Below are 12,500 nucleotides of genomic sequence, written 5' to 3' on the forward strand. Positions count from 1 at the left end.
GAGATCTCCTTATCTACTATCAACAAAAACATCAACTTAATGAAAACTTAATGAGACATGAAAGCGGGATTGGTAAAGGTGATATCTATTATTGTACATATAGCATTGTACAGCCCTTATACTAATCCCTTTATACTAAGCCTTTTATACTACGTACTGATCGTTTATAAACTGCCCGATTAACATGGCGTGAGAAATTTCAGGTGAAGTTCATAAAGTATTTTTTGATCCTTATTGTTGTTTGCATTTTATTGGGAGTTGCCTCGATTTTTGGTTTGTACAAATATATCGAGCCACAGCTTCCTGATGTTGCGACGCTAAAGGATGTCCGGTTACAAACACCTATGCAGGTGTTCAGTGCTGATGGCGAATTAATAGCCCAATATGGTGAGAAACGCCGTTTACCCCTTACCTTGTCAGAAATACCTCCCCTGATGGAGAAAGCCTTTATTGCCACGGAAGATAGCCGTTTTTATGAACACCACGGTGTTGATCCCATCGGGGTTATCCGTGCTGTTTCTGTGGTAATGACTTCCGGTCATGCTTCCCAAGGGGCGAGTACCATCACTCAACAGCTTGCGAGAAACTTTTTTCTTAGCCGCGAGAAGACGTTGATACGTAAAGCGAAAGAGGCATTTCTGGCGATTAAGATCGAACAATTATTAACTAAGGATGAAATCCTGGAGTTGTATCTCAACAAGATCTATCTTGGCTATCGCGCTTATGGTGTTGGCGCTGCGGCTCATGTCTATTTTGGCAAGAACGTCAACGAGTTGACATTAGGTGAGATGGCGATGATTGCTGGTTTACCGAAAGCGCCTTCAACGTTTAACCCACTTTATTCTTATGACCGGGCGATCAGCCGCCGCAATGTGGTACTGGGAAGGATGCTGGAAGAGGGATATATCACTCGGCGTCAGTATGATGAAGCCAGAGAAGAAAAATTGGTTGCCCGTTATCACGCGCCCCAAATTGTCTTTTCTGCACCTTATCTGACAGAAATGGCTCGTCAGGAAATGATCAATCGTTATGGTGAAAATGCCTATACAGATGGTTATAAGGTCTATACCACTATCACGCGTAAATCCCAGTTAGCGGCTGTGAACGCGGTGCGTTCCAATGTGATTGACTATGATGTCCGTCACGGTTACCGTGGCCCCCAGGAAGTGTTATGGAATGCCAATCAATCGGCATGGAGCCAAACGCAGATTATCGATAAGCTGAAAACCTTGCCCAAATATGGTCCTCTGGTACCGGCCATTGTGACGAGCTCCAGCGCTAACCAGGCACACGTTATGCTGGTAGATGGGAGTAAAGTTGAGTTAACAATGGCTGGTGTGCGCTGGGCACGTCCATTTAAAACCGACAGCTTACAAGGCGCTGCACCACGTAGTGTCAGTGAAGTGATTCGGGCAGGTGAACAAATTTGGATCAGAAAAGTCAATGATACGTGGTGGTTGGCTCAACTTCCTGACGTTAACGCAGCGCTGGTTTCCATCAATCCGATGAATGGTGCGATAGAAGCGTTGGTCGGTGGGTTTGATTTTGAACTGAGTAAATTTAACCGTGTGACACAATCGTTGCGTCAGGTCGGTTCTAATATCAAGCCATTCCTGTATACCGCCGCAATGGACAAAGGGCTGACGTTGGCTTCATTGCTGAATGATGCGCCAATCAGCCGTTGGGATGCTGGAGCCGGAGCGGATTGGCGTCCAAAAAACTCACCACCGACTTACGATGGACCAATTCGCTTGCGTCAGGGGTTAGGGCAATCTAAGAACGTAGTGATGGTTCGTGCCATGCGTGCAATGGGGGTTGATTATGCTGCTGATTACTTAAAGCGCTTTGGCTTACCGGGTGAAAACGTTGTACGCACAGAATCTTTGGCTCTGGGTTCCCCTTCATTTACTCCGCTACAGTTAGTACGTGGTTATGCCGTGATGGCAAACGGTGGTTATCTGGTTGATCCTTACTTCATCAGCAAAATTGAAAATGATGAAGGGAAAGTGCTGTTTGAAGCGAAACCTAAACTTGCTTGTCCACAATGTGAAAACATTCCGGTGATTTATGGTGAAACAGCACGTTCCATTGAATTGTCTGAAGACTCTATTGAGAATGTGGCTCATTCTGATGTTCCGCAAAATCCAGCCTTACCGCCTCAACCGGAGTTAGAGAGCGTATCGGGAAATATTAATGTGGATGATCAACAGTATGCTCCTCACGTTATCAGTACACCGTTGGCGTTCCTTATTCATGATGCCTTGAATACCAATATCTTTGGTGAACCGGGTTGGATGGGAACGGGCTGGCGGGCTGCCCGTGATTTGAAGCGCCGTGATATTGGTGGCAAAACAGGGACGACCAACAGCTCAAAAGATGCGTGGTTTTCCGGTTATGGCCCAGATATGGTGGCAACAGCCTGGATTGGTTTCGATGAACATAGCCGAAGTTTGGGGCGTACTCCGGCATTAAAAGGGGAAGGTGGCGCGAAAACAGCTCAACCAATTTGGGATGATTTTATGAAAACTGCGTTGGAAGGTGTTCCTGAGAAAATCATGGAACCCCCTGCCGGCATTGTTTCTGTCACGATTGATAGAGCTACAGGTAAGTTATCTAACGGTGGTAGTAATACCCGTAAAGAGTATTTCATTGATGGCACTCAGCCGACGGAATATGCCGTACCAGATGTAGGTACGACAGTCACTGAGAATGGTGAAAGTCGTGAACTATTCTGATTGATCTTCTTGCAATCAAAATAACGGAAATAAAAAGGCCTTGTCAGGGAACTGGCGGGGCCTTTTGTTATTTACTGGAAAAGATGATATTGGTGCGAATTAATTTTGAAAGTGTAGTTAATTTGTGTAGTTATTATTTTTAATAAACTGAGTTATTTTTCATAAATATCATTAAAGTTATTACATATATCAAATTAAACCTTACTCTATTTAGGTGTTTATTCTTTATCTCTGTATTTCACTTAAAACGAGTATAAAATTGGTATTGGGATATCAATTTTATACTCGTTTTTAAAGCATGCATTAATTAATATTCCCCATTATTTTTTGCTTGCAGGTATCGTTGAGCAAAAAATAGGGCGCTGACATTTCTGGCTTCGTTGAAATCGGGATGCTCCAATAGTGACATCATGTCAGAGATTGGCCAGCGTTTTTGCACTAGTGGTTCGGGTTCATCTCCTTTCAGACATTCTGGATAAAGATCATGAGCAATCATGATATTCATCTTGCTGGAAAAGTAGGACGGTGCCATCGTCAATTTCGTCAACAGTTCCAATTTTCCTGCGCCGAAACCAATTTCTTCCTTCAATTCACGATTGGCGGCTTCAAAAATACTCTCGCCAGCATCAATGGCACCTTTTGGAAAACCTAATTCATATTGTTCGATACCAACGGCATATTCGTGAATCAGAACTAATTCATCCCCGATAATTGGAATAATTAGAACTGCTTCACGATTTGCCGGTTTCATTCGTTCATAAACTCGTTTTACACCATTACTGAATTCAAGATCGACAGATTGAATATTGAATAAGCGTGAGTGGGCAACGTCATTTATATTCAGTATCTTAGGTTTTTTTAGATCAATCATGCTTACCCCTGATGGTTGTCATATACCGGATAATTGAAAATAATAATGCGCCAAATCACTTAAATATTACTGTGTTTTTTAAGTGTTGTGATGAAATGGTTACGCATTCAAGCTTTGCTTTAATATGGCGGATTATGTTAGTAAATGATAGCGATTATCGCTTGAATGTATTTTTGTTGCTATCTTACTCACTCTTGTAAAAAGACGTTAGTTTATGGAAAGGTATGAGAAAAATTATATAACATTTTGTAAACAAAATTAAAAATAGAAGACAAGAATAGGAATAGCCTGATTTTGGGTGTTTCATGAGATTGTTATTCTGCCGATCTCTGTACTGCTGTTATGAGCATGGGGAAAAAATGAGCTCATTGGTCATTATATTGGCTATTTTTATCATTAGCCTGATTATAATGGCTTCCTTTCTGATTTTCAGATGGAGGCGGCTTGGTAACGCGTGTTATCTACAGTCAATGACTAAGACTGCCAGCCGTAAACTGGATACTGATGAATACCAAGTCATAGAATCTTACTTGCGAAATGCCCGTCTTCTGATGAAACCGAATAGTAGACTCAGGGCTGATTATCCGGCACTACCTGTTAAACATAATGATGTCTATACCATCACGCATCCTATTAGCCGTTTTTCTACTGCAACAGATGGAGAGCATCATTGGCGCTATTATCTTGGTGAAACAGAAATACATTTTCCTGCGTTGCTTGAGCCATTTATCAAGCAGCAGAATACAATTGAGATTGTTCAAACTTCATCAATACCGCTTGTCATTGCGGTTAATGGTCACTTTCTGCAAGATTATCAGCAAGAACTGTCTATTACGAGAGTAACGGCAAAAACTGAACATGCCTCCATTCAAAAAAATGGCAATTCGAGTGCTAAATTACTGCATATCCGCAAGGAGACATTAGAAGAATATCGTTTGCGGAAATCAACAGGCATTCGGGGAAGCGTCCTGATGTGTGTTGGTTTATCACTGTGGTTTGTGGCTCTTTTTGTGCCCATTCCGATGTTGCCGTGGTTAATGCTGGTGGCGTTTTTGTTTATTCTGGGGGGGGTGGGGGCGCATTTTCGATTGCCCTCTAGTCGAAAATTAGCCAATATCCATTGTTTCAATGGTATTCCAAAACGATGGGGAATATTTAGCGAATTTGAGCCGGAGCAAAGAAAGAATATCTCTCTGGGCGGCATTGATCTGGTTTATCCCGTACATTGGGAGCCTTATCTTTCCCATGATCTTGATCATAATACCGATATTGATATTTACACCAACTGCCATGTTGTGCGGCAGGGGCGCTATCTCTCTTTGCATGAAGAAGAGAAACATTATCCTTATCAGCGTAGCAGAAAGAATGTGATGTTGGTGGCTTTCTCTGTATTTGTCATGCTGCTGCTTTACTTTTACCAGCCGGTGAACTTATCCCTGCGGCTTAGTTTTGCCTGGTTATATGGCAGTAATACCAAGGTTATTACCAGCTTTCATGAGCTACAAAATATGCCGTTGAAGGAAGGGGATGTATTAAAGGTCAAAGGTGTTGGGATGTGCTATGTTCCCCCCAATATCATGCCCAAAGCGAATATTACAATATTTGCACCATTTGATTGCGTGGGTATCTATTGGAATAGTGAAATTCCATTACCTATGCTGGAATCTGAAGTTGTCGAAAGTGCTTCAGCACTGATTACAGCAGTTAGTGAGCAATTACATCCAGTTGAACGTAAAAGTAATTCTAGCCTGAATACAGCCATTGCAAAATCGGGTATGACCTTACTCGACAATTTTTCACAAATCATTTTGAAAACACAAAAATTGTGTCAGAACGATGCTGATTGTAACCGTTTGAAAAATGCGCTGGTTAATTTGGGAAATGCCAAAAGTTGGGACAAACTGTTAAAAGCCGCTGAAAGCGGTAAGCTTGGCGGCACTAAGGTATTGTTGCGTTCTATCAGTGCCGATGCGTTGGAAAAACTGGTCGATTCCACTACTGCATCATTTATCTATCGCGAGATCGATAGAATGGTCATTCTTATAAACAGTCCATCTCCGGGAGGGGTTTTATTGCTGAGTGATGAGGGGAAAACCTTAGTTGAATACCCGATGCGGACACAATACATATACGAACACTCAGCTTTAGAACGATGGCGGGAATTACAGGGGCTTTTAGAGCTGTTGATGAAGACGCCATTTGAAACGGAGGGAATTGTGACAAAATTGTCAGAAGATCCCAATGGGACTCGCCATATCGTGTTGCACCGTGAACCGGATTCCATATCGATTATTCGTTATCTGGCAAGTTGCCTGTTACTGGCGATCTTGCTGGTAACGTTGATCGTCAACGTCATATTGATTATCAAGAAAAAGCAGAAGAATCGGCGGCGTCCTCAACATATCACCCAATACTATGATAACTGTTTTAATGAGAAAAATATCCATGCAGAATTCAGACACTGATCAGGCTGTTCGCCTTGATAAATGGCTATGGGCTGCCCGTTTTTATAAAACCCGTTCCATCGCGCGTGAAATGATTGAAGGGGGAAAAGTTCATTATAATGGGCAACGGAGTAAGCCGAGTAAGTTGGTTGAATTGAATGCAGAGATTAAACTGCGTCAGGGAAATGATGAAAAAGCGGTGATCGTCTTGGCATTGTGCAGTCACAGACGGAGTGCTACCGAAGCCCAGCAGCTTTATCAGGAAACGGCAGAAAGTATTATCAATAGGGAAAAAATGGCATTGGCTCGTAAAATGAATGCGCTCACGATGCCGCATCCCGATCGCCGTCCAAACAAAAAAGAACGGCGTACACTGATAAAATTCAAGAACGAAAAACTAAATGAGTCGGAAGATACTTAATCGATTTTAAGCTGCATCTAATAAAAACAGGCAACTTGAAAGATGAAGAGTACGACCGTCTCAGTGAAATGAGAGAGATTTATGACCAAGCATGACCAATTACACCGCTTTTTATTTGCAAGCCATTCTGTCAGAGGGGAGCTTGTTTCCGTTAGTGAAACTTACCAACGGATGCTGGAGAATCATCATTTTCCCCAACCAGTACAGCAGCTATTGGGTGAATTGTTGGTCGCAACCAGCCTGTTAACCGCTACCTTAAAATTCAATGGGGATATCACGGTACAGATTCAGGGGGATGGGCCGGTCAAACTGGCGGTGATTAATGGTAACAACCTGCAACAGATGCGTGGCACGGCTCGTATTGATGGTGAAGTGAATGCCGCAAGTAGCCTGCACGATATGATCGGTAATGGCTATATGGTTATCACCGTGACACCAACAGAAGGTGAGCGTTATCAGGGCGTTGTGGCTCTGGAAGGCAATACATTGGCAGAGTGTCTGGATGCGTACTTCAAACAGTCAGAGCAGTTGCCAACTCGCTTGTTTATCCGTACTGGTATGCAGGATGGAAAAATAGCAGCAGGTGGCATGTTATTGCAGATCTTGCCTGGGGCAAAGGAAAGCAGCGAAGATGTGCTTGATCATTTGGTGCAACTGACTGCAACCATTAAGGGAGAAGAGCTGTTTACGCTGGATGCGAAAGAGATTTTGCATCGCCTTTATCATGAAGAAGATGTCACGCTATATGAACCTCAGCAAGTGGAATTCCGTTGCACCTGCTCCCAGCAACGCTGTGCAGATACTCTGGTGACATTATCGGAATCCGATCTACAGGAAATTTTGCACAACGATGGCAAAATTGACATGCAATGTGAATTTTGCGGCATGCATTATGTTTTCGACGAGAAAGATATCAACGAAATAAAAACTGCAAAAACAGAGCGGTTGCACTAATTAGGTTTCACAGGGCGTTATATACGCCCTTTTTATTATGAATGATTCTGCCATTCCGTGTTCTGTGTCTCATATAAACTTAAAAAAAGTAATGTGATTTCAATTTTTTGATAACAATCGCTGTTAATTAGTCATAATTATTTATTATCCCCCACAGAGATAAAGTATAACCGACCAGGAGCAACAAATGAGCGTTACAGGCATTACTGAGCAGGAACTTGCGGTTTATGGTATTCACGGTGTTAGTGAAATTGTTTATAACCCAAGTTATGAACTGTTATTCTCTGAAGAAACTCAACCCACGTTACAAGGGTATGAACGTGGCACATTGACTAACCTTGGTGCTGTCGCGGTAGATACAGGTATTTTCACGGGGCGCTCTCCGAAAGATAAATATATTGTCCGCGATGATATTACCCGCGACACCGTATGGTGGGCAGATCAGGGAAAAGGAAAGAATGACAATAAACCGCTCAGTCAGGAAACTTGGTCTCATCTAAAAGGTTTGGTTACTCAGCAGCTTTCAGGCAAACGTTTGTTTGTGGTTGATGCTTTTTGCGGAGCCAATGCGGATACGCGTTTGAAAGTGCGTTTTATTACTGAAGTGGCGTGGCAGGCACATTTTGTGAAAAATATGTTTATCCGCCCGTCAGACGAAGAATTAGTTGGCTTCACACCTGATTTTATTGTGATGAACGGAGCTAAATGCACCAACCCTCAATGGAAAGAGCTGGGGTTGAATTCTGAAAACTTTGTTGCTTTTAACCTGACAGAGCGTATGCAGTTAATCGGTGGTACTTGGTACGGTGGTGAAATGAAAAAAGGGATGTTCTCGATGATGAACTACCTGTTACCACTAAAAGGTATTGCCTCTATGCACTGTTCCGCCAACGTGGGTGAAGCGGGAGATGTCGCTATTTTCTTCGGTCTTTCTGGGACAGGGAAAACCACGCTTTCCACTGATCCGAAACGTAAGTTAATCGGTGATGATGAACATGGCTGGGATGATGATGGCGTGTTTAACTTTGAAGGTGGTTGCTACGCAAAAACTATCAATTTGTCCAAAGAGGCTGAACCGGATATCTATCACGCCATTCGCCGTGATGCCCTGCTGGAAAACGTCACTGTACTGGCGGATGGCACGGTTGATTTCAATGATGGTTCCAAAACAGAAAATACCCGTGTTTCTTATCCGATTTACCATATTGAAAATATCGTTAAACCGATCTCAAAAGCAGGGCATGCGACCAAGGTTATTTTCCTGACCGCAGATGCTTTCGGTGTATTGCCTCCGGTTTCCCGTTTGACTCCAGAACAAACCCAATATCATTTCCTGTCTGGCTTCACGGCAAAATTGGCGGGAACAGAACGTGGTGTGACGGAACCTACACCCACTTTCTCTGCTTGCTTTGGTGCGGCATTCCTGTCACTGCATCCGACGCAATATGCGGAAGTGCTGGTTAAACGTATGCAGTTATCGGGTGCAAAAGCCTATCTGGTGAATACAGGTTGGAATGGCACGGGTAAACGTATTTCCATCAAAGATACCCGCGCGATTATTGATGCGATTCTCAATGGTGACATTGAAGACGCGGATACCATTCAACTGCCGATTTTTGATCTGGCCGTACCAACGACATTGCCGGGCGTAGATACTAATATTTTGGATCCACGCAATACCTATGCCGATAAATCCGAATGGGATGTGAAGGCAAAAGATTTGGCTCAGCGCTTTATCGATAACTTCGATAAATATACTGATACTGCTGCGGGTGCTGCATTGGTGAAAGCGGGTCCTAAGCTGTAGTGTAATTTTAAGTTTTTGATGAAAGAACTCTATTCGGTTGGGTAGAGTTCTTTTTCAGTACTCAACATCAGTTGGGTGGTAAGTCAAACAGTAGGATCTCACTTTCTTGATTTGCAGTTAACCGAAGATGGGACTCATCCCAAATAGCAATACCATCGCTAGTAGTAGCCCTAATTCCATTGATCATCACTTCACCACGAACGACCTGAATCCAGACGTTTCGTGCTTTTTCCATGTTATATTCACCATCTTCGCCATTTTTTAATGCCCAACGCCATAATGTCATATCCTGAAAAATTTTTAGGGAGCCAGCATGGGCATCAGGAGAGAGAATTAATTGGCGACCTTCGGTCGTATCAAAATGATGTTGTTCATAACGGGGAGTGAGTCCCGTTTTTTCCGGTATGATCCAGATCTGGTAAAGGTGCAGTTGGTTATCATGCTGTGGGTTATATTCTGAGTGACGAATGCCTGTTCCTGCACTCATAATCTGGAATTCTCCCGCAGACACTTGCCCTTTGTTCCCCATACTGTCTTGATGCTCTACCGTACCAGACAGCACATAAGTCAATATTTCCATATCCTTATGCGGGTGCATGCCGAATCCCTGCCCAGCATCAATCACATCTTCGTTAATGACCCTGAGAGCAGAAAATCCCATGAAATTTGCATCATAATAGTTGGCGAATGAAAAAGTATGCCAACTGTCCAGCCAGCCGTGATTGGCATGACCCCGTTGTGAAGCCTGGCGTAAGTAGATCATTGCAAAATCCCCCAATATTTTTTTGTAGTCTAGTTGAAGGAGTGAAATATAAAAGACGGGAAATTTAACCTTAAATTTCAAAATATTTGAATGAAAATAAGACAATATCAGGGTAAAAAAAAAGCCAACATAAAGTTGGCCTATAAAAGTAAACACTGGAAGCAATGTGAGCAATGTCGTACTTTCACATGGACCCTGAAGGTGGTGCACTGAAAGTGATAGGAATGATAATCGTTCTCAATATCATTTGTAAAGTGTTTTTTTAATCAAATTTGAGGTATTGCTTAAGATATTGTTTTGTGAAGTTAGTTATGCCGTTAGCTAACCCCTAACTCCATCTGATAGAGATGTTGAGTGCCCATATCATGAAATTGATAGGGCGCTAATTGGTAGCCGCGTAGCCACAGCAAAAACCACCCATCATGCGTGTCCGGGCAAAGCCCTGCGAATCGAAACCCGCCTTTTTTCAGCAATGAGCATAATCCCAGAGCTTCTTCACATGCAGGTAGTTTCAAATAGATTAACTGTCCAGAAGGAAGATCGATGATCTCCGATAAAAAGTCAGTATGAACCTCGTATAGTGTGATTTCTAAACGTCGACCAGATTTTTTAATGCTAAATGGCTCAGAGATCATGGAGCGCCGATACATTGATGGTGCATTTAAGGGGGATTCACCAACATATTGACTGATTTGGGCGACCCAACCTTGCCAGGATCGGGGCCAGTTCAGTTTAGGTAATGGTAATGATTTAAGCGGCAAAATGCCCTGAACAATACTTTCGGGTTCTGGCAGACCAAATGGCGAATCAACATAATCCAGCATCAGCGCCGTAGAATAGAAACCTAAATTCTGGGCGATGTACTGACTTTTAGGGTGTGAACATACCTGTTTCATCGTCAATAAATTATAACCTTGCTCTTTCGCATAGCCGCATAAATAACTGCCCAGCGATTTAGCCACACCATAACCTTGAAAATCAGGATACACAGCAATCAACGCCAGCTCTGCCTGACTTTTCTGTGCCGTATCTTTAACCAGAGAAGCATGACCAATAAGCAAGCCTTGGTGGAATGCCAAAGCAGAGTACCATTGCCCTGTGGACTGGTAGTCATTGATGAGCCTTGGCAAATAGATGTCAGGATAGACATACGAATCACCGTAAACCTCACGGAATAATTGGCTGATTTTCTTATCATCACCTGATTGATAACTGCGGATATGAATAGTGGATTGGAAGATAGTCATCAATTTCAACCTTAGTTATAACAACGTAGATCCACAACTCGTTGCAATTTTCCTGATCGTGGGTGCGTAGACATGCTATCGATATTGGTTTGCACGATCTCCAGCATATTTTGGTGTATGCAAACCTCTTCCAGACCCGGAAAGGCGGCCATAACCCGATGGCGTATTCTGTCGATATCTACAGTTTGCAGGCTTGCTACCAACAATCGGATTTGATCTTGCTCTGCCTTCTGACTTAGCTCCAATTGCCAGGCCAAAAGCTCAGTGTGTTGTGAGAGTTGTGTAGCTAAATCGTCAGGGAATAATGACAGGGCGCCAAATCGTATACGATAGCCTTGATTAGCACGTCCTTGCAGAGCGAACTTACGGTCTGGCTGTTCTGGTTCGCACCAGTAAGCCATATCACCAGTAGGATAGCGGATCACAGGCATAAGTTGTCGTTGCAGGTTAGTGACAACTAATAAGCCACGTTTCCCTGGCACAGTAATGGGCTTATGAGTTATTTCATCAACGATTTCGATAATCGTGTCATCAGAAAATACGCGATGTTCTCCCTGTTTGCAGTCGGGATCAGCAAAGCCAATCAAACCAGCATCGACACAGGCACAACCGATTGAACCTAAACGGGCGTGCGGAAAAACTTGTTGTATGATAGCGGCCTGTGAATCAAACAAACTTTCTCCACCATAGAGAATAGTTTCCACCATCGGCAATGTTTGCCCCATTTCTCGCAAATAATGAGCCAGGCGGATTAACTGCACGGGTACACCTGCCAGAACATTAATGTTGTGAAAACGGATATTGTTAATCAGCAATTCATCTTCCACCTTACAGGTGAAAGGAAATTCCAATATAGGGATTGGCGCATTCGATAATGCGCCGTGGATAAATATAAAGCTGGTATAAAGATCGCCAGCAAAAAACAGGTTAGCCACCCGATCCCCGGCTTTTAATTGGCGGGCAATGCCCTGACCAAAGGAATTAATAAATGCTTTCCACTCTTGCTGACTGAAAACCGACAACCGCCCATTGCTGGTTGAGCCACCTGTTTTAAACACATGACCACCTTCCAGCGGCGCAGTCAGCACCGGCCATGTTGGTAAGTTAGTTGAATGTGCCCAGTAATGACTGGGTTCCACGAGTGGTAAATCTTCCAAAACCCAATTATTGGGAATGAATTTATAGAGTTCTCGGTAATAAGCTGAATGCTCGCGTGCATGATGGAGCAAATCAGTCAATGTCGTTTTGGTCATCATCT

General features: G+C 43.2%; 9 protein-coding genes. 5 read left to right on the forward strand and 4 right to left on the reverse strand.

Annotated elements, in window-relative coordinates:
* Nucleotides 1–203: 203 nt before the first annotated feature.
* Nucleotides 204–2,735, forward strand: a complete 2,532-nt coding sequence (gene mrcA, locus ACE1SE_RS00285) for a peptidoglycan glycosyltransferase/peptidoglycan DD-transpeptidase MrcA (RefSeq protein WP_374052162.1) — start codon at nt 204–206, stop codon at nt 2,733–2,735.
* 307 nt (nt 2,736–3,042) lie between these two features.
* On the opposite strand, the gene nudE is transcribed toward mrcA, so the two are convergent.
* Complete coding sequence (gene nudE / locus ACE1SE_RS00290) at nt 3,043–3,606, reverse strand: ADP compounds hydrolase NudE (RefSeq protein ID WP_374052163.1); 564 nt, start codon at nt 3,604–3,606, stop codon at nt 3,043–3,045.
* A 359-nt stretch (nt 3,607–3,965) separates the two neighbouring features.
* On the opposite strand from nudE, the gene ACE1SE_RS00295 reads away from it, so the two are divergent.
* The 4 genes from ACE1SE_RS00295 to pckA all read left to right on the forward strand — a co-directional run bounded on the left by ACE1SE_RS00295 (nt 3,966) and on the right by pckA (nt 9,232).
* Entirely contained in the window at nt 3,966–6,071 is a 2,106-nt protein-coding gene (locus ACE1SE_RS00295; RefSeq protein WP_374052164.1) for an IgaA/UmoB family intracellular growth attenuator, read from the forward strand.
* A complete protein-coding gene (gene hslR / locus ACE1SE_RS00300) occupies nt 6,052–6,471 on the forward strand; it encodes a ribosome-associated heat shock protein Hsp15 (RefSeq protein WP_374052165.1) in 420 nt (139 codons plus the stop codon). The genes ACE1SE_RS00295 and hslR overlap by 20 nt, the downstream gene beginning before the upstream one ends.
* A gap of 81 nt (nt 6,472–6,552) precedes the next feature.
* Entirely contained in the window at nt 6,553–7,425 is an 873-nt protein-coding gene (gene hslO / locus ACE1SE_RS00305) for an Hsp33 family molecular chaperone HslO (RefSeq protein WP_374052166.1), read from the forward strand.
* A gap of 187 nt (nt 7,426–7,612) precedes the next feature.
* Nucleotides 7,613–9,232: a phosphoenolpyruvate carboxykinase (ATP) gene (pckA, locus tag ACE1SE_RS00310; RefSeq protein WP_374052167.1), complete on the forward strand. Its 1,620-nt coding sequence runs from the start codon at nt 7,613–7,615 to the stop codon at nt 9,230–9,232.
* Between the two features lie 67 nt (nt 9,233–9,299).
* Here pckA and ACE1SE_RS00315 read toward each other — a convergent pair whose 3' ends face one another.
* The 3 genes from ACE1SE_RS00315 to ACE1SE_RS00325 form a co-directional block, all read right to left on the reverse strand.
* A complete protein-coding gene (locus ACE1SE_RS00315; protein ID WP_374052168.1) occupies nt 9,300–9,995 on the reverse strand; it encodes a pirin family protein in 696 nt (231 codons plus the stop codon).
* Nucleotides 9,996–10,312: 317 nt separating this feature from the next.
* Nucleotides 10,313–11,242, reverse strand: coding sequence for a GNAT family N-acetyltransferase (locus ACE1SE_RS00320; protein ID WP_374052169.1), 930 nt, complete (start codon nt 11,240–11,242; stop codon nt 10,313–10,315).
* Nucleotides 11,243–11,253: 11 nt separating this feature from the next.
* Nucleotides 11,254–12,498 carry a phenylacetate--CoA ligase family protein gene (locus ACE1SE_RS00325; RefSeq protein WP_374052170.1) on the reverse strand — a complete coding sequence of 415 codons (1,245 nt, stop codon included), beginning with the start codon at nt 12,496–12,498 and terminating at the stop codon, nt 11,254–11,256.
* Nucleotides 12,499–12,500: the final 2 nt, after the last annotated feature.

Source organism: Xenorhabdus taiwanensis (assembly GCF_036512875.1).
Lineage (GTDB): Bacteria > Pseudomonadota > Gammaproteobacteria > Enterobacterales > Enterobacteriaceae > Xenorhabdus > Xenorhabdus taiwanensis.

Bases quoted from the DNA above. Each gene is read 5' to 3' on its own strand.
- hslR (WP_374052165.1), top strand. From the start codon at position 6,052: ATGCAGAATTCAGACACTGATCAGGCTGTTCGCCTTGATAAATGGCTA.
- hslO (WP_374052166.1), top strand. From the start codon at position 6,553: ATGACCAAGCATGACCAATTACACCGCTTTTTATTTGCAAGCCATTCT.
- nudE (WP_374052163.1), bottom strand. From the start codon at position 3,606: ATGATTGATCTAAAAAAACCTAAGATACTGAATATAAATGACGTTGCC.
- ACE1SE_RS00315 (WP_374052168.1), bottom strand. From the start codon at position 9,995: ATGATCTACTTACGCCAGGCTTCACAACGGGGTCATGCCAATCACGGC.
- ACE1SE_RS00295 (WP_374052164.1), top strand. From the start codon at position 3,966: ATGAGCTCATTGGTCATTATATTGGCTATTTTTATCATTAGCCTGATT.
- pckA (WP_374052167.1), top strand. From the start codon at position 7,613: ATGAGCGTTACAGGCATTACTGAGCAGGAACTTGCGGTTTATGGTATT.
- ACE1SE_RS00325 (WP_374052170.1), bottom strand. From the start codon at position 12,498: ATGATGACCAAAACGACATTGACTGATTTGCTCCATCATGCACGCGAG.
- ACE1SE_RS00320 (WP_374052169.1), bottom strand. From the start codon at position 11,242: ATGACTATCTTCCAATCCACTATTCATATCCGCAGTTATCAATCAGGT.